The sequence below is a fragment of the Pseudomonas sp. BGA-UO-ETr-WB11 genome (assembly GCF_059567785.1).
In genome coordinates this window covers 75,250-92,459 of the sequence record NZ_JCAQOS010000006.1, presented here as the reverse complement: position 1 = coordinate 92,459, position 17,210 = coordinate 75,250, and the positions used below count along the sequence as shown (strand labels likewise).

Annotated in this window: 19 protein-coding genes and 1 pseudogene; 8 read left to right on the top strand and 12 right to left on the bottom strand. The window is 60.1% G+C overall.

Annotated features, from left to right (window positions below; genetic code table 11):
* Nucleotides 1-140: 140 nt before the first annotated feature.
* From AC56DI_RS09310 to AC56DI_RS09290, 5 genes and pseudogenes are all read left to right on the top strand, one after another.
* Nucleotides 141-1,259 carry an HD domain-containing phosphohydrolase gene (locus tag AC56DI_RS09310; RefSeq protein WP_496345907.1) on the top strand — a complete coding sequence of 373 codons (1,119 nt, stop codon included), beginning with the start codon at nucleotides 141-143 and terminating at the stop codon, nucleotides 1,257-1,259.
* A gap of 99 nt (nucleotides 1,260-1,358) precedes the next feature.
* The gene (locus AC56DI_RS09305) at nucleotides 1,359-2,177 is read left to right on the top strand and encodes an SDR family NAD(P)-dependent oxidoreductase (RefSeq protein WP_496345906.1); all 819 of its coding nucleotides are present in this window, start codon (nucleotides 1,359-1,361) and stop codon (nucleotides 2,175-2,177) included.
* A 133-nt stretch (nucleotides 2,178-2,310) separates the two neighbouring features.
* Nucleotides 2,311-3,378: a GGDEF domain-containing protein gene (locus tag AC56DI_RS09300; protein WP_496345905.1), complete on the top strand. Its 1,068-nt coding sequence runs from the start codon at nucleotides 2,311-2,313 to the stop codon at nucleotides 3,376-3,378.
* A 172-nt stretch (nucleotides 3,379-3,550) separates the two neighbouring features.
* Nucleotides 3,551-3,808 (top strand): annotated as a pseudogene (locus AC56DI_RS09295) (cold shock domain-containing protein membrane protein); the annotation flags it as partial.
* Nucleotides 3,809-3,925: 117 nt separating this feature from the next.
* The gene (locus AC56DI_RS09290) at nucleotides 3,926-4,150 is read left to right on the top strand and encodes a cold-shock protein (RefSeq protein ID WP_305650214.1); all 225 of its coding nucleotides are present in this window, start codon (nucleotides 3,926-3,928) and stop codon (nucleotides 4,148-4,150) included.
* 59 nt (nucleotides 4,151-4,209) lie between these two features.
* Here AC56DI_RS09290 and AC56DI_RS09285 read toward each other — a convergent pair whose 3' ends face one another.
* The 9 genes from AC56DI_RS09285 to AC56DI_RS09245 all read right to left on the bottom strand — a co-directional run bounded on the left by AC56DI_RS09285 (nucleotide 4,210) and on the right by AC56DI_RS09245 (nucleotide 11,392).
* Entirely contained in the window at nucleotides 4,210-4,413 is a 204-nt protein-coding gene (locus tag AC56DI_RS09285; RefSeq protein WP_422588331.1) for a SlyX family protein, read from the bottom strand.
* Nucleotides 4,410-4,841 carry an HIT family protein gene (locus tag AC56DI_RS09280; RefSeq protein ID WP_496345904.1) on the bottom strand — a complete coding sequence of 144 codons (432 nt, stop codon included), beginning with the start codon at nucleotides 4,839-4,841 and terminating at the stop codon, nucleotides 4,410-4,412. The genes AC56DI_RS09285 and AC56DI_RS09280 overlap by 4 nt, the downstream gene beginning before the upstream one ends.
* A gap of 104 nt (nucleotides 4,842-4,945) precedes the next feature.
* A complete protein-coding gene (locus AC56DI_RS09275; protein ID WP_496345903.1) occupies nucleotides 4,946-6,436 on the bottom strand; it encodes an ATP-binding protein in 1,491 nt (496 codons plus the stop codon).
* The gene (locus AC56DI_RS09270; RefSeq protein ID WP_324517938.1) at nucleotides 6,437-7,093 is read right to left on the bottom strand and encodes a response regulator; all 657 of its coding nucleotides are present in this window, start codon (nucleotides 7,091-7,093) and stop codon (nucleotides 6,437-6,439) included.
* A gap of 29 nt (nucleotides 7,094-7,122) precedes the next feature.
* Nucleotides 7,123-7,776 carry a tetratricopeptide repeat protein gene (locus AC56DI_RS09265; protein ID WP_496345902.1) on the bottom strand — a complete coding sequence of 218 codons (654 nt, stop codon included), beginning with the start codon at nucleotides 7,774-7,776 and terminating at the stop codon, nucleotides 7,123-7,125.
* A gap of 12 nt (nucleotides 7,777-7,788) precedes the next feature.
* The gene (locus tag AC56DI_RS09260) at nucleotides 7,789-8,580 is read right to left on the bottom strand and encodes an SDR family oxidoreductase (RefSeq protein WP_496345901.1); all 792 of its coding nucleotides are present in this window, start codon (nucleotides 8,578-8,580) and stop codon (nucleotides 7,789-7,791) included.
* Between the two features lie 9 nt (nucleotides 8,581-8,589).
* Nucleotides 8,590-9,243: an iron-containing redox enzyme family protein gene (locus tag AC56DI_RS09255; protein WP_496345900.1), complete on the bottom strand. Its 654-nt coding sequence runs from the start codon at nucleotides 9,241-9,243 to the stop codon at nucleotides 8,590-8,592.
* A 9-nt stretch (nucleotides 9,244-9,252) separates the two neighbouring features.
* Nucleotides 9,253-10,716: an AMP-binding protein gene (locus AC56DI_RS09250; RefSeq protein WP_496345899.1), complete on the bottom strand. Its 1,464-nt coding sequence runs from the start codon at nucleotides 10,714-10,716 to the stop codon at nucleotides 9,253-9,255.
* Nucleotides 10,700-11,392 (bottom strand): thermostable hemolysin, encoded by a 693-nt coding sequence (locus AC56DI_RS09245; RefSeq protein ID WP_496345898.1) that lies wholly within the window; start codon nucleotides 11,390-11,392, stop codon nucleotides 10,700-10,702. The genes AC56DI_RS09250 and AC56DI_RS09245 overlap by 17 nt, the downstream gene beginning before the upstream one ends.
* Nucleotides 11,393-11,692: 300 nt before the next feature.
* Here AC56DI_RS09245 and AC56DI_RS09240 point away from each other — a divergent pair, with 300 nt between their 5' ends.
* Nucleotides 11,693-13,087: an OprD family outer membrane porin gene (locus AC56DI_RS09240; protein ID WP_496345897.1), complete on the top strand. Its 1,395-nt coding sequence runs from the start codon at nucleotides 11,693-11,695 to the stop codon at nucleotides 13,085-13,087.
* Between the two features lie 70 nt (nucleotides 13,088-13,157).
* Here AC56DI_RS09240 and AC56DI_RS09235 read toward each other — a convergent pair whose 3' ends face one another.
* Nucleotides 13,158-13,517 carry a PaaI family thioesterase gene (locus AC56DI_RS09235; RefSeq protein WP_422588366.1) on the bottom strand — a complete coding sequence of 120 codons (360 nt, stop codon included), beginning with the start codon at nucleotides 13,515-13,517 and terminating at the stop codon, nucleotides 13,158-13,160.
* A 174-nt stretch (nucleotides 13,518-13,691) separates the two neighbouring features.
* Between AC56DI_RS09235 and AC56DI_RS09230 the strand changes: the two genes are divergently transcribed.
* Together AC56DI_RS09230 and AC56DI_RS09225 are read left to right on the top strand one after the other, a co-directional pair.
* Complete coding sequence (locus tag AC56DI_RS09230) at nucleotides 13,692-15,407, top strand: proline--tRNA ligase (protein WP_496345896.1); 1,716 nt, start codon at nucleotides 13,692-13,694, stop codon at nucleotides 15,405-15,407.
* Nucleotides 15,408-15,417: 10 nt separating this feature from the next.
* Entirely contained in the window at nucleotides 15,418-16,374 is a 957-nt protein-coding gene (locus AC56DI_RS09225; protein ID WP_496345895.1) for a hypothetical protein, read from the top strand.
* A 60-nt stretch (nucleotides 16,375-16,434) separates the two neighbouring features.
* Here AC56DI_RS09225 and AC56DI_RS09220 read toward each other — a convergent pair whose 3' ends face one another.
* Nucleotides 16,435-16,710, bottom strand: coding sequence for an acylphosphatase (locus AC56DI_RS09220; protein WP_496345894.1), 276 nt, complete (start codon nucleotides 16,708-16,710; stop codon nucleotides 16,435-16,437).
* The gene (locus AC56DI_RS09215; protein ID WP_496345893.1) at nucleotides 16,710-17,195 is read right to left on the bottom strand and encodes a TlpA disulfide reductase family protein; all 486 of its coding nucleotides are present in this window, start codon (nucleotides 17,193-17,195) and stop codon (nucleotides 16,710-16,712) included. Before AC56DI_RS09215 ends, AC56DI_RS09220 begins: the two co-directional genes overlap by 1 nt.
* Between the last annotated feature and the right edge of the window lie 15 nt (nucleotides 17,196-17,210).

Sequence of the window (17,210 nt, the reverse complement as noted above, 5' to 3'; positions counted from 1 at the left end):
AAACCCGCCGCAAGCCCGCGCCCAGCGGCAAAGGGCGGGATTATATATGGTTAAGCGAGGCTGTGCAGCCGCGCGACCTGTCACATTCTCCGTGGCTTCTATACTAAATGGGCTAGCTTGCTGCCCTGCGGAGAGTCGCCATGACCATACCCCGTTCCGATGACCTGTCCACCGACCTGCTGGAAGACTTCCGCCTGGATGCCGCCGAGCAGTTTCCGCGCTGCGAGCAACTGCTGATTGAGCTGGAACACTACCCCGACGATGAACCGCGCTTGCGCGAACTGTTTCGGCTCGTGCACACCCTCAAGGGCAACCTGGGTTACGTCGGCCTCAATCACCTGATGCCACTGCCGCAGGCCATGGAAGACGTGCTCGACGCCCTGCGCGAGCGACGGATCGACTTCGACAGTCTGCTCGGCGACATCCTGCTGGTGAACCTCGATCACCTGCGCGAACTGATCCGCGAAGCCCTGGGCGGCGGCGCAGCACGCATCAATCCAACACAAATGCTCGCGCTCAGTGAGGCTCTGCATAACCTCGCGGGCGGCGCACCCACCCAACAAAGCCAACTGCGCCGCACCCTGCTGCAGCAACTTGACCCCAGCACCCAGCTGCAGCAACCGAAGCCCCAACAAGCCCCGGCGATTCAACACCTGCTGGCGCAACATGGCATCGACACCGACGCCGACCTGCTGTTTTTTGCCGAACTGATGCAAGCCGGTGAACGCCGCTCCCATTACTGGGAAGGCCGTGGTCAACGCCTGTTGAGCCTGGCGCTAACGATTAATGAGCTGGGCGGCAAGCCTACCGAGCCGGCGCAACTGGCCGCGGCCGTGTGCCTGCACGACCTGGGCATGGCTTTCCTGCCCCTGGAGTTGCTGCATAAAGAGCAGAATCTCAGCCGTGACGAACGACGGCAGATGCAGGCCCACCCGCGCCAGGGCTTTGAGCTGCTGCGGCGCATGCCCAAGTGGGCGGCCGCCGCAGAAATCATCCTGCAGCACCAGGAACACGCTGACGGTTCTGGCTACCCCAAGGCCCTGACGGAGATCGAAATCGCTCCCGGCGCGCTGATCCTTGGCATCGTCGACACCTTCGATGCACGCACCCACGAACGCGCCCATCAGACATTGAGTAAGCGCCCGCTGATGCGCGCCATTCTAGAGATCAACGGCCTCGCCGGCCGCCAGTTCAGCAGCCACTGGGTCGAGGTGTTCAACCGCGCATTGCAGCAACAAACAGGACACACGCCGCGCTGAGCCGTTGCTACCCCCAATCAAGGTCACTAAGCTCGAAGGCGCCCGCCACTCCCGGCGGCCCAAGCTGAACACCTACTGGGCGCAGCCCAAGGAGCACGGATGCAATCTCTGGCAAGCAAAGTGGCGGTTATCACCGGTGCCGGCTCCGGCATTGGCAAGGCGCTGGCCCAGTTACTGGCCAGCCGCGGCTGCCATCTGGCCCTGGCCGACATCCATCACGATAACCTTGCCGCCACCGCCCAGGCAGTACGCAGCCATGGCACCAACATCAGCACCCACGTGCTCAATGTGGCTGACCGCGCCGCTGTGTATGCCTTTGCCGATGAGGTGCTAACCGTTCATGGCAATGCCCAACTGATCATTAATAATGCTGGCGTGGCCCTGTCGCAGACCGTTGCCGAACTCGCCTACGACGATTTCGAATGGCTGATGAACATCAATTTCTGGGGCGTGGTCCATGGCACCAAAGCGTTCCTGCCGCACCTGCTGAAAAACAACGACGGTCATATCGTCAATATTTCCAGCCTGTTCGGCCTTATCGGCGTCCCCACACAAAGCGCCTACAACGCCAGCAAGTTTGCAGTGCGTGGTTTTACCGAGGCCTTGCGTCAGGAGTTGGCCTGCAGCGAGGTAGCCGTCAGTTGCGTACACCCTGGCGGAATCAAAACCAACATTGCCCGCGCCGGGCGTTTCTACCAGGGCCCAGACGGCGGCCATGACGCCAACAGCGCCGCTGCCAACTTCGACAAACTGGCCCGAACCAGCGCCGAACAAGCCGCGCAGGTGATCGTTGATGGCATTTTGCGCAAGCAACCACGCATCTTGATCGGTGGCGACGCGCGCTTGCTGGATCTCATCCAGCGCCTGCTGCCAAGCGCCTATCCCTGGCTGCTGAACAAGCTGCTGGGGCGTCACTAAGCCCGCCCGCCAGCCCCCTAGCACGCCGGTTCGCATCGGTCTGAAGGGGCTTGCGATCTAGGTCTTTCACTAGGCATCGGCACAACAGCTGTTCTATGCTTGCACATTACGGACCTTCGCCTCAGTGACGAGCATGAGCCAACAGCCCAAAGCAGCTTCTCTTTTAGCCCAGTATCCTGAGGAAACCCGCGAAGCCGCGGACCTCCTCAAGCATGCTGTGCCGCTCATGATGCGCCACCAGATCCCGCCAAACCCTGTGCATTACGCCCTCTGGTACACCTACAGCCAGGGCAAGAATCCCGACTTGAACCGCCGCCTGGACAAGGTTGTCAGCGACTTTGACGTCTTCCCACCGGAAACCGCCCTCAAGCTATTTCGCGACCACATCATTCGCGAAGAGCTGGAAGATGCACGGATCGGTCAGCAGCAAGTGATCGAACTGGTCGACGATATCGAGGGTGATGTGAGCCGCAGCGTAGCGGGCAGCCAGACGTATCAGGCCAGCCTCAGCTTCGGCCTTGATGCGCTGCGCGAGCCGCTGGATGAAAACCTGCCTAACGTGCTCAACGAACTGCAACAAAGCACGCAACTGATGCAGGAGCAGCAGGAGCAATTTCTCTATCGCCTGCGCAACGCCCAAACTGAAATCCAGCACCTGCGCGCCCAGCTTGAGCGCGCGCACATGGCCGCCACCCTCGACAACCTGACCCAGGTGTTCAATCGCAACGCCTTTAGTCGTCTGCTGGAACAGGCCCTTAAAACCGATCACCAGGGCCTCGCGTTGGTGATGATGGATATCGACCACTTCAAGCAGTTCAACGACCAATACGGTCACCCACTCGGTGACCGAGTCTTGCAACACGTTGGCCAGTTGCTGCGCGACATGCTGCCTCCACGGGCCATGGCCGCCCGCTACGGCGGCGAAGAGTTCTGCGTGATCATGCGCGACTGCTATGACCTGGAAACCGCCCACGCCTTCGCCGAGCGACTGCGCTTGAAGATCAAGGCCTTGCGGGTAAAAGTGCGCAGCACCGACAAGGTACTAGACACCATCACCGCCTCCTTCGGCCTGGCCCTGGCGCAAGCCGGCGATGACCCCGAGGCACTGATCACCCGCGCCGACGACGCCATGTACCAGGCCAAACGCAATGGCCGCAACCAGGTTCACCCTCCCTTCCCGGAAACTGCGCTCATCGCTTGATTTGAGTAGCCCCGCGCTTTGCTGTTAAATACCCCGTGCCGTCAGCCACGCCCTTTTTAAGCGGCTGACGCATGCGGCTGCTACGTGTCTGTCCAACGCCCTCATTGCCTCAAGGCGTACCACATAGTGACCGCTTTTCCTCGTTATCCATCTTGAAGTGAGCTCATTGCATATGTTGAAAATCGTCCACCTGTTAAGCGGCGCTGCCGCGCTGTTGCTGTCTTTCCTCCCCAGCCTACGTAGCGAAGCCCTGCCTTACATGCAGCAAAGCGACGCGCTGTATCTAGGCCTGTTCGGTCTGTTTAACCTGCTTTATGCGCCCACCGTCAGCCAAGGCCGCGAAGGGCTGCACAACCTGGTGTCGGGTTTGCTGATCTTTGCTGCCGCCCTGCAAGCGCTGATCCTGCTGGCCCCACTGCCTTTCATCGGCACCCAGCCAGCCGCCCTGTTCAGCCTGCTGGCCATCACTGCCGCTGTAGCCGTGAACCTGTGGCTCAACCTGCGCCCACACGGCAATAGCAGTTACAGCCCCGCCTCGCCTCAGGATCTGGGCGACCGCGAGACTGGCACGGTCAAGTGGTTCAACACCTCGAAAGGCTTCGGCTTTATCTCCCGCGACTCGGGCGACGATATTTTCGTGCACTTCCGCGCCATTCGCGGTGAAGGTCACCGCGTCCTGGTCGAAGGTCAGCGCGTCGAGTTCGCCGTTATGCAGCGTGACAAAGGCCTGCAAGCCGAAGACGTGATTGCGGCACTGCCCAGCCGCCGCTGAGTCAGCGCCGAGCAACAAAAAGCCCGCTCACTCAGCGGGCTTTTTTGTGCGCAGCAGCATCAGTAATGGGGTGGCGGCTGATTGTCTTCACTGCCGAACTGGTTCTGCTGCTCGTCCTGCCGACGCGCCAGCGCCGCCAGCTGCAACTGCAGGCGATCGAGCAAACGCTGCTGGTCGACCAGCACATCGTTGAGCGCCTGAATGGTGTCGTCCTGAAAAGCCAGACGGCTCTCCAGGTCATTGATGCGCAGCTCCAGACTCATGAAGCCTCCTGCACGAAACGGAAATCATCCGTCAGCAGCGAACGCAGCCGAGCCAGAACTTCGGCCAACTGCGCCTCACTGTAAGGCTGGGCAGGCAACTTACCCCATACGGGCGCGGGCCACGCGGCATCTTCGCGGGTGCGCACAATCACATGCATGTGCAACTGGCTGACCATATTGCCCAGGGTCGCCACATTCATTTTGTCGGCGGCGAAACTGTCTTTCAGCGCAGCGGCCAGGGCCGTGGTTTCCTGCCAGAGCGCCAGCTGATCGGCGGCATCAAGGTCAAACACCTCGCTAACATCTGCGCGGCGCGGCACCAAAATAAACCAGGGGTACTGGGCATCGTTCATCAGCAACAGGCGGCAAAGGGGGAAGTCCCCAACCGTCAGGGTGTCCTGCTGCAAGCGTGGGTCGAGACTAAACATGGCGAAAGGGCTCCGGGTCGACGGCAAATGACGGCCGCTTGCCGAGCCCACGATGGGCACCCGGCAAACGATCGGTGCAGGATAGCGCGTTGCAACGCCTCAATTCACCCGCGATAGCCATGCCGCGGCAGCCGCACCAGCACGTCGAGACCGCCCAAGGGCGAGTCAAGCAACTCGATTTCACCACTGTGCAGCTCCACCACCCGACGCACGATGGACAGGCCAAGGCCTGCGCCCTGACCCATGCCCTGGCGGAAAAAGCGCTCGAAGAGTTTCTCCCGCAGCTCCGCCGGAACACCCGGACCACTGTCCTGCACGCGCAGCAGCAAAGCCTCAGGCTGCCCCTGCAACAGCACCCGAATACGCCCACCAGCCGGGGTGTATTGCAGGGCATTGCCGAGCAGGTTCTGCAGCAAGGTGCCAAGGCTAGGGCCATCCGCCAGCAACTGGAAGTCGCTGCCTTCAGCCTCGAACTCCAGTTCCTGCTGGTGATCCAACGCCAGCGGCGTCAGCTCGGCCAGTTCTTCACGGGCCAGGGCTGCCAAGTCCAACGGCGCCATGGCCAGCTGCACGGCCGCCGGCTCCAGCCGCGCCAGGGTTAGCAATTGGGTCACCACACGGGTGGCGCGCTCGACCCCATGTTCAAGCTGTTGCAGGGCCTTGGCCCGATCCTCGGGGTCCGGCGCCTGCTGGGCGTTCTGCGCATGGATACGCAGCACCGCCAAGGGCGTACGCAGTTCATGGGCGGCATCGGCCAGGAAGCGTTGCTCGCGCGCCAGCAACTGAGCCACCTGCTGCAACAAGCGATTGAGCGCCGCCACGATCGGCTCCAACTCCTGGGGCAGCGGCGCCAAAAGCAGTGGGGCCAGGTTGTCGGCATCGCGTGATTTGATAAAGCTAGCCATCTGCGCCAGCGGCGCCAGGCCCCAGCCGACGGCCATCCACACCAGCAACGCGAGGATCGGCAACCCGAGCAGATCGGGCAACAGCATGCGCCGGGCGATCAGCCCTACCAGCTCACCGCGCACATCACTGCGCTCAGCGACCATGATCCACTTTTGCTCGCCAGCATCGTGCAGGACAAAAACCCGCCAGTGATAATCCCCCAGGGGCACACTGTGATACCCCGCAAAGGCTGACCCCAGGGCGCTCACAGCCTCATCGGCGACATGTGAATGGGCCGTGCCTGAATGCTGATGGAACTCGACAATGGTCCGCCGCAACAAATCGGCCGGCGCACTGGCGGATTGCAGCAATACCTCACCCTGCGCATCGAGCACCTGAAACGCCAGCTTGCTCTCGTAGGGATGGCCGGCACCTTCCTCAGCTGCCAACTCGGCCATCAGTTGTGAATGCTGACCGGCAAAAGCAGCATCCAGCGATGCCTGCAAGCGCTGCCGGTCAGCCGGGGTTTGCCCCAGGCCCAGCATGCCTTTCAGCAAACGCGCGGTCTGCGCCAACTGGGCATCGAACAGCTCTTCGATCTCGTGATTGGCATCACGGTAGCTTTTGTACGAGATCAGCGTCATCGACACACTGAGCAAACCCAGCACCAACACCAGCGTACGGGCGCGAATGGAGCGCAGCATGGACATCTATTTATCCACCAGGTAACCCACACCGCGCACGGTGCGAATCAGCTCGCTAAAGAACTTCTTGCGCAGATGGTGGATGTGCACCTCCAGGGCGTTGCTCTCCACCTCTTCGTCCCAGCCATACAACGCCTGCTGCAGACGATCGCGGGTCAGCACCCGCCCCGGTTGAGCGATCAACTCATGCAGCAGCAGGAACTCCTTGCGCGGCAAATTGATCACCCGGCCCTGATAGCACACCTCCTGACTGACCGGGTCGAGGCTGATGCCACGGTACTCCAGCGCCGGCTGCGGACGATTGAAACTGCGCCGTAGCAAAGCCCGCAGCCGAGCCTTGAGCTCGGCCACATCGAAGGGTTTGGTCAGGTAGTCATCGGCGCCAGCATCCAGCCCGGCAATCCGGTCCGCAGTGGCGTCACGCGCCGTCAGCACCAGCACCGGCAAGGGATTGGCGGCGGCGCGCAAATGCTTGAGCAGTTGCAAGCCGTCCATCCGCGGCAAACCCAAATCGAGAATCACCAACTCGAAACTCTCATGGGTCAACGCATGCAGGGCGCTGACGCCATCCTGCAGCCAGTCAACGGTATAACCCTCAGGCTTGAGCGCCGTGCGAATACCTTCGCCCAGGGCCAGATCATCTTCCACCAACAGGATGCGCATGCGTTGTCTCCACCAACAATCCCGTCAGCTTACTTGAGTTCGGCCTGAACCTTGGCCAGCAATGCGGCGATTTCAGCCTGGCGACCGCGATCAGCGACTTCACGTCCTGGGCGAGCGGTGGCCGCCTGAGCCTTTTCCAGGGCTAACTTGGCTTCGCTGTAACGCTTCTGCCGAAACAGGAAATCGCCATAGAAGTAGTTCGGGTCGATGCCATTGGGGTTCAACTGCAGCGCTTGCTTGAGCAGTTTTTCCGCCTGCTCGTCATCGCCAAAGCCAATCGGCCAGCCGGGCACCTGATAGTACAGCGCGCCCATGCTGGTGTAGGCCGAGCCTTCCAGCGCCTTGGGATCAAGCGCAACCGCCTGCTCCAGACTGGCCTTGGACTGCTTGACCAGATCCAGCGCACCCAAGCCACCCTTGGCACCGGCATAGGTGCTGAGGATGATGCCGCGCCAGATGTAGAACTCGGCATCCTGCGGGTTACTGCGCACCAGGGTGTCGGCCTCTGCCGCCAACTTAGCGAACTCGGCCTCACGCTGCGCTGCCGGTACTTGATAGTTGATTTCGGCCCAGCGGCTTTGCAGCAGCTGCAGGCTCTTCTGACCGCTGTCGGTCAGGGCCAGGCTTGGCAGACTTACGGTACTCAACAGCGCCGCCACACAGAGAACACGTAGCTTAATCATCAGAACGTCCCTTCAAGGTTTGTTGCGCGCAAAGCGCTGGATAATCGGTAGTTGCTTGCGCAGGGCCTGATCGACCACCCGCGGCAGCAGGCTGTTAAGCCGGACAAAAAGCTTCTCCGGCCAGCCTAGATAGAGCTCTTCGCGTTCGCGGATGATCGCCTGGGCCACCTGATCGGCCACCTGCAACGGATCATCCATGGCCACATTGAGCGCATCGTTCATGGCCACCACCTGCGCACTGTTCATGCTGGTGCGGGTCGCCCGCGGAGCGATGTACAGCACCTTCATTTCAGTGTCCGCCAGCTCGCGGCGCAGCGCCTCGGAAAACCCGCGCAAGGCAAACTTGCTGGCGCAATAGGCACTGAAACCCGGATAACCAATCGAGCCAAAGGTCGAACCCAGATTAACCACCAGCGCCCGGCCCTGATGCCGCAACAACGGCAGCAGACGGTGGGTGAGCTGCAAGGTGGCCGTCACATTCAGACCGATCAAGGCGGCAATATCGGCCTCGTCATGCTGCTCCAGCAAGCTGAAGCGATTGACCCCCGCGGCATTGATCAAGGTGTTCATCCCACCAAAGCGCCGCGCTGCCGCCAAGACAGCCTCACGCCCGCTGGCCTCGGTGATGTCCGCACAGACCAGCTCGACCTGACCGGGAAAACGCTGCACCAAGCCTTCCAGCGGCGCGAGCTGACGCCCCGCCAGCAACAGCTTGGCGCCGCCCTGACACAGCCGCTCGACCAACGCCTGACCAATGCCACCACTGGCACCGGTAATCAGCGCACGACAATCTGACAATTGCATAGTCCCTCCTCAGGCCGACAACGGCAGGCTGCGGAACATGTCGCCATACAGGCGATAGACCACTTTGGCGGTGTGCACTACGGCAGCTTTGTCGGCTGGCTCTTCCAGACGATTCATCAGCTTCTCGTAGAAGGCGATGTGCTCGATATCCAGGCTGCCATGGGAAGTCAGGTAACTGAACGCCTGCGGTGGCAGTCCCAACTCGCCCTTGATGATGCCAGCAGCCTGGGTCGCCAGGGCAATACTGGTGCCCTCCAGCACGTTGACCATGCCGAAGAAGCTCACCGGATTGCACCGATTGATCTGGTCATAGACATAACTGACCATCAGTTCGGTCGGCAGGTTAGGGGTTTCCACCCGCACCGCGTCGGCGTCGGCGCCACAGGCGCGGATATCGTTGAGAATCCACTCCTGATGGCCGTACTCCTCCTCGATGTATTCAGCGATCGCCTCACGCAGCCACTCCAGGCGCTCCGGCAACCGTGCACCACACGCCATCAACAACGGCACGGTGTGCTTGACGTGGTGGTAAGCCTGACCGAGAAACGCCACATAACTGGCCGGACTGACGGTACCCGCCATAACCTGGGCAATAATCGGCGCGCTCAACAGGTACTCACGCTCAGCCTTGGTTTGCTCTTGCAACTGGTCGAAAAAATTCATGTAAACCCCTTAATAGACCGTTTCGCCAGCCATCACCTGAGTGATGGCCGATTGGTAATGTTCGAGTAATGCCACACGCCGCAGCCGACCGTTACTGGTGGCCAGGCCGTTGTCATCGGTAAACGCCTGCTCGCCACGCAGCCAGTGGTGAACACGGGCGTAATCCGGCAGGGTTTGATTGACTTGCTCCACCGCCGCCGCCAGCTCTGCATCGCTCACTGAAGAGAAACGCGGCACCAGCACGGCCACATTCGCCGGCAACGCCTCGCCATATAGCCAGGCCTGCGCGATGGGCAACTGCTGGACCAGCTCCGACTCCACCCACTCAGGGTTGACGTTGCGACCAAAGGCCGTGATGAACTGGTGCTTCTTACGTCCGTGCAGGACCAGATAAGCACCATCAAAATGACCGAGATCGCCGGTTGCCAACCAGTCGTCAGCCAGCGCCGGCTCGCCGAGGTAACCGCGCATCCGCGCGCCCTTGACCAGCACCTCGCCATCCGCGGCCAGGCGCACCTGAACATGGGGCAATGGCGTGCCGACAGTGCCCACCTTGCGCTGTTGCGGCGTGTTCAGGCACACCACCGAGGCGCACTCGGACAAGCCATAACCTTCATAAATCGGCAGCCCCAGCGCATCGGCACGCTCCAGCAACTGTGCCGATACGCGCCCACCGCCGACGGCGACAAAGCGCAGGGAGTTGGCGATTGGCATGCCCCGCTCAGCCGCCGTCACCAAGGCCAGCAACAACTGCGGCAACAGAATTAGACTGTGGGGCTGCACTCGATTCAGGCAGCTGAGGAAACTCGGCAAATCAAACTGGCTGGCGCCTTTGAGGCCCACCTCAGCCACCGGCAACAACTCAATGGTCGCGCCAGCCAGCAGCGGCGCATAAATCCCGGCAATGTTCTCCAGCAGGGTGGCCAGCGGCAGTACGCACAAATGCCGCTCGACCTGGCACGGCATGCTGGCCTGCCACAGGCTGCGCGCCACGGCCAACTGCACCTCGGCATCCAGGCAAACGCCCTTGGGTTGCCCGGTGGTGCCGGAGGTGTAGGTGATTTTAACTGTGCCTGCCGGCAGTTCGGCCACCACAGGCAAACTGCGCTGAGCAATTTGCGCCGCAGCCGCACCGAAGCCCAGGGCAGCAAAAACCGAGGCATCCGCGGCAATCAGGCTGTCGACGCCGGCACTGTCGAGCACGTGACGCTGCTGAGCCGGCGAGAAGAAACCGGGCACCGGCACACAGACAATGCCCGCGACCAGGGCAGCCAGATCCCAAAGCACCCACTCCAGACCATTATCCAGCGCCAAACCCAAGCGCTTCGCACCAACCTGACGCAGACGCTTAGCTCGCGCACTTATTTCGTGCAGAAGCTGCGTATAGCTCAGTTGCTGACTCGCTTGCACCAAGGCCACACGTTCGCCGTGCTGAGCCAGGGTCTCCAGTAATGATTCAACCGCTGCAGACATTAGCCAACTCCTCAGCCGCGTACAGGGGTTGATAACCCAGGCGACGGTAGATACCCATGGCTTGCAAGCGTTGATGGCCGGCATAGATATCACCCACCATCACCTGCGGCCGGGTCGCGTAATAACTGCCCCAGTCGGCCAGGTCCTCGCCCATGCAGGCAGGATCGGCGACACCCAGCGACAAGGGGCTCAAGCCCAAGCGTTGAAAGCTGTTAAGCAAGGTCGAGGTGCCGGTGAATGCCACCCAACGAAAACCGAGGGCAACCAGCACATCCGTCAGTGCCACTATTAATAGTCGCGCATGCCCTGCCCCCACCGCCGCCAGGTTGCCGACTTCGACAATTTCGCGCCGTTGCAGGTAACGACCGTTACGAGCGGTAATCTCTTCCTCGACCGGACGACCCAGGTAACGCTCAAGAAACAACTCGCCAGCATCCGCCCCGCGAATACCGACAGCGGCCTGCAGTTGCCCAGAGAGATCCTCAAGCCCCAGCAGACACGGCATGAAATGCTGAATTTTTGCACCGTACTGTTCAGCAAAACGCACACGAATGAGATTCTCTATCTCATCACGGCGCTTTGTGCACGGATGTTGCTTAAGCAAGTACAACGACAATGAAGGGTCATGGCCGATACAGGCCAATGCTCCCTCGTGATGCTCCCAAGGCAACTCCATTGAATGAACCTCAAGCGATCTAAATGGGCTTGAGGCTGATCTTCCCTGACGAGCCTTAACAAATACTTAAGCCGTAAGAAGCAAAAAATTACGGCAAGATGACAAGCAGCACGCATAAAATAGCGACATCTAAATTACACAATTGCGACAAAGCGCCCCAGAATGCGGAACGCTTAGACCGCAAGTATCGCCATAAGTGCCGACGTGCTATAAATTCAACGCCGACACAAAAAGAAAGACCTGTCCATATATAGATACCGTGGACTGAGCAAATCTTCTAAAACCAAAGGAGCAACCTCAATGCAAATGATGAAGTGGAGCGTAATCGCCCTGGCAGTCGCCGCCGGCACCTCCCAGATGGCCCTGGCTGAGGAGGACCCCATCCAGACCGAACAGCTGCAATCCATGCTGAACCGTGAAGGCTCGGCTCAAGCACAGTCGAAGGGTTTCATTGAGGACAGCAGTCTCGAGGCTCTGACCCGCGCCATGTACTACAACAAAGACGTGCGTAATGGCGCCAGTGTTGTAACCGATACCAACGATGCTAAAGGTAAGCGTAAGGGCTACGGCGAAGAGCTGGGCATGAGCCAGCGCTTTATTTTCGAATCGGGCTTCACCCAAGGCACCGTTGGTTTTGGTGTTAATGCCTACGCTGGCGGCGCAGCAAAACTTGATACTGGCGCTGGTCGTGACGACCGCGGCATGTTCCCGGCGCACGATGCTGGCACATCGGTACCGAGCGATTACGGCCTTGCCAACGCTGCTGTTAAAGCCCGCGTTTCCAACACTGTTATCACCACTGGCTCACAAATGCCTGCACTGCCAGTGCTTGCTTATGACGATGGTCGCCTGCTGCCTGAAACATTTGAAGGCACCATGGTCACCAGCTCTGAAATTGAAGGCCTGGAGCTGAACGCTGGTCGCTTCACCGCACAAAATCTGATGAATCAGACAGGCCATGACAGCGCCGGCCTGAAGTCCATCGACGTGATGGGCGGTAGCTACGCTTTCAATGACAACTTCAGCGCAGCCCTCTACTTCGCTGACACTGAAAACACCTACGAAAAGAAATACGCCAACCTGAACTACAACCTGCCATTTGCAGATAACCAGGCATTGGTTTTGGATTTCAACATCTACAAAACTGACCTCGACAAAGATTTTGTTGAAGCAGCTACGGCAGACGAAGACGCCGGCATTGACGGCGTACGCGAAAACCAAAGCAACACCATCTGGAGCTTGGCTGCCAGCTACACACTGGACGCTCACACCTTCACCATCGCTAATCAGCGCAGCAGCGGCGATCGCGGCTATGACTATGGCTATGGCGACGGCGGCAGCGCAATCTACTTGGCCAACAGCTACCTGTCAGACTTCAACTACGCTGACGAAACATCGTGGCAAGCAAGCTACTCCATCGACTTTGGTACTTACGGCGTACCAGGCTTGGGCTTCAAGACCGCCTACGTAACCGGCAGTAATATCGACACCACTAACGGCAACCCAAATGCCGAGAGCGCTGAAGAGGGTCGCGAGCACGAGTTCTACAATCAGATCACCTACACCGTTCAAGAAGGTCCTGCAAAAGACTTGTTCTTTAAAGTCCGCTCCTCCGTATACCGCGCAACTGAAAACGTTTCGACAGATGTCAACGAAGTTCGCGCTTACGTTGAGTACCCGCTGAGCATCCTGTAATCACTTCGATTACCCGATGACACACAAGAAACCCGGCCTCGGCCGGGTTTCTTTTTATCTGCAATTCAGCTTACAACGGCAAGGCATACGTCCCAGTCACATGGGCGACCAACTCCTCCTCACCGTGCGAATAAAGCGACACCTCGCACACAGCCTGACGCCGTGATACCCGCAGAATTCGCGCTTCCGCCACGAGGTCCACTGGCTTTGGCTTAGCCAGAAAATTGATATTCAGATTGGCTGTCACCGCCATTTCCACTCGCCCCAGACGCCCCAGTACCACCGCATACATGGCCGCATCGGCCAGCGCCATGATGGTCGGCCCGGAAAGAGTGCCGCCTGGACGTACCAGCTTGCCGTGAAACGGCACCCGTGCGACCGCTTTGTCGCCATCCAGATGATCAATGCGCAGGTCGATATCCTCGGCCATCGGCACCCCCAGGCGAATCAAACCTTGTACTTGCTCTGCGGTTAAAGCACTCACCGGCAACTCCTCCTGCAATCAAACGCCGCAGCCGCGTGGCCTGGCAGCCTGTACGCGACTGTACAGGCGCCGTACAATGCGAACCTTTCTACGTCCTCGCAACTGACAAAACGGCCAATCATGCGCACCAGCCAGTATCTGCTCTCCACTCTCAAAGAAACCCCTTCTGATGCAGTTGTGATCAGCCACCAACTGTTGCTGCGCGCCGGCATGATCCGCCGCCTCGCCTCGGGCCTGTACACCTGGCTGCCGATGGGCCTGCGCGTACTACGCAAGGTCGAGGCCATCGTGCGTGAAGAGATGAACGCCGCCGGCTCCTTGGAAGTACTGATGCCGCTGTTCCAGCCTGCCGAGTTATGGCAAGAGTCCGGTCGCTGGGAAGAGTACGGCCCAGAATTGCTGCGGGTTAAAGACCGTCACGGCCGCGAGTTCTGCGCAGGCCCGACCCATGAAGAAGTGATCACTGATCTGGCCCGTAACGAGCTCAACAGCTACAAGCAGTTACCGCTCAACCTGTACCAGATTCAAACCAAGTTCCGTGACGAAATCCGTCCGCGCTTCGGCCTGATGCGTGGTCGCGAATTCATCATGAAGGACGCCTACTCCTTTCACCAGGACCAGGCCTCCCTGCAGCTGACCTACGACCGTATGCACCAGGCCTACTGCAATATCTTCACCCGCCTGGGCCTGAACTTCCGCCCGGTACAAGCCGACACCGGCTCCATCGGCGGCACCGGCTCCCACGAATTCCACGTGCTGGCCGAGTCTGGTGAAGACGATATCGCCTTCAGCGACAGCTCCGATTACGCCGCTAACATCGAGAAGGCCGAAGCCATCCCACGGGAAACCGCACGCGGTGCGGCGACTGAAGCACTGCGCCTGATCGACACGCCAAACGCCAAGACCATCGACGAGCTGGTCAGCCAGTTCGACCTGGCCATCGAAAAAACCGTCAAAACCCTGGTCGTACACGCCGCCGAAGAGGGCAAGCTGATCGCCCTGATCATCCGTGGCGACCACGAACTGAACGAAATCAAAGCCGCCAACCATGAACTGGTTGCCAGCCCGCTGGTCTTTGCCGGGGAAGCCGAGCTGCGTGACGCCATCGGCGCCGGTGCTGGCTCACTCGGCCCGCTGAACATGCCGCTGCCGTGCATCGTTGACCGCTCTGTGGCTCTGATGAGCGACTTCGCCGTCGGCGCCAACATCGACGACAAGCACTACCTTGGCGTCAACTGGGAACGCGACCTGCGGCTGCCGGCCGTCGCCGACTTGCGCAACGTGGTCGAGGGCGACCCAAGCCCGGACGGCCAGGGCACCCTGGTGATCAAACGCGGCATCGAAGTCGGGCATATCTTCCAGCTCGGCACCAAGTACAGTCAGGCGCTGAACTGCCAGGTGCTGGGCGAAAACGGCAAACCCGTGATCCTCACCATGGGTTGCTACGGCATTGGCGTATCGCGCGTAGTGGCGGCTGCCATTGAGCAGAACTTCGATGAGCGCGGCATCCTCTGGAACGACACCCTGGCGCCGTTTCAAATTGCTCTGGTACCGCTGCGCTATGAAACCGAAGTGGTACGCGAGGCTACCGACAAGCTTTACGCTGAGCTGACCGCCGCTGGTTTTGAAGTATTGCTGGACGACCGCGACAAGAAGACCAGCCCCGGCATCAAGTTTGCCGACATGGAACTCATCGGCATTCCGCACCGCATCGTTATCAGCGATCGCGGTTTGGCTGACGGCAACCTGGAATACAAGAGCCGCCGCGAGACCGAGGCGCAAGCGATTCCAGCTGCCGACGTTCTGGCCTTCCTGCAAGCCCGCATTCGCGGCTGATCGAGGCGTCATGTACAGCCGACTCAATCTTCCCCTCGTCGCCACCCTCGGTGGCGCCTTGTTGCTCAGCGGCTGCGCCAATCAGCTGTCGCAACGCAGCGAACATGAGGAGCGCGTCGAGCGCAAACTGCTCGCGCACAGCCTGCAGATTGATGTCGGCGAACCCAAGGTCCTCGAACTGCCCCAGCGCCGTGTGCGCATCCTGGAGCAGAAAACCTTCGACGTGACCGAGTTCGAGGTCAACCGTCACTACGACCGTTACACCCCTTACCAGGCGTGGCGCAAACTCTATGAAATCCCCCTCGGCGCCGTCGCCGTGGTGGCCGGTGTAGGTGCCAACGTCGCTAACATCCTGACCTTCGGCAACGTCCCGGACAGCGCCACCAAGGGCTGGTTCGACTACGGCTTTGCCGGGCTCAATCCATTCATCAACGTCGAGTCCCATGGCCGCTCGCAGCAGAACCTGGCGAACATTGACGAACAACAAGTTGAGCGACGTACCGAGTACACCAGCCTGCCTTGGAGTGAACGCAACGTCACGGTCAAAGCGGGCGGACACAGCTATGAGCTGAGTACCGATAACAAAGGCATGCTGCGGCTCAACCTGCTCGACAGCCCGTTTGCCGATCAAGCCGGGATCAGCAAGGTAGGCACCCTGCTGATCAGTGTCAGCGACCCGCAAGACGGCACCCAGGCCGAAGCCAGCCTGGCTGTTAGCCGCGCACTACGGGGCAAGCTGGTGGAAGCCCATGGGCTGATCTACGACGACCTGGAAGGCAGTGGCGTGGCCGAGTGGGTACACCGGGTCAAACGCCTCGCAGAACTGGGCCTGGAAGAAGAAGCCAGCGAACTGGAGCAAAGCCTGATCGAGCTGACCCGCAATGATCCTGAACTGCAGCTGGAGTTTATCCAGAGCCTGCAAAAAAACGCTGGCCGCCTGGCCGCCGACCCTGGCGCCAACGACTAAGCCACTCACCCTCATGCGGTGGTAGTCAGTCGCCTGACACCACCGCATTAGGCCAAGTGCTCAACGCCGCACGATAAAGCCCACCATCCCCTGCAGCGGCATTTCGCTCAAGGTGACCTCGGTAACCTCTGCCGCTGATGGCCCTTGCTCCAGCCAAGTCGCCAGTGCTTGCACGGCGTCTGTCTCGCCCTCAAACAGCACCTCAACCCGACCATCCTCCAGGTTGCGTACCCAGCCATCAAGATCCAGGCGCTGAGCCTGCTCATCGGTGTGTTGCCGATACGCCACGCCCTGCACCCGACCACGAACCAAGGCATGCCAACATACGCGCGCCATTAGTGCTCACCTTCTTGTAATTGCGCCAAACGCGCCTGCAACCCTGACGAGGTTTGCTCACCGAGCAAACGCTCACGCAGCACGCCATCCGGTCCGACGATATAGGTCACCGGCAGCACCTCGGCGCGCGGTAATTGCCAGCGCTCCGCCGGGTCCTGGGCCAAGACCCGGTAGTCGATCCCCAGTTCTGCACTGGCCTTGCTCAGCTCCGCGCCCTGCAAGCCGTCGAAATTAACCCCGAGCACGCTGACCGGCTGCCCCTTGAGTTGTCCGGCCAAGTGATTGAACTCGCCGATTTCAGCCCGGCATGGCGCACACCAAGTTGCCCAGTAATTAATCAGCAACCACTGGCCTTCAAGACTCTCAGCCGTTACCTTTCTACCATGTTGATCAATGCCGTAATTCTCGCCACACCCCGCCAGTAATAATACGGCCAGGCCCCCTATGAGCATTCGCCCCTTGAACCAATGGAGTTGCATTCCCATGCTGTCGATCCTCGC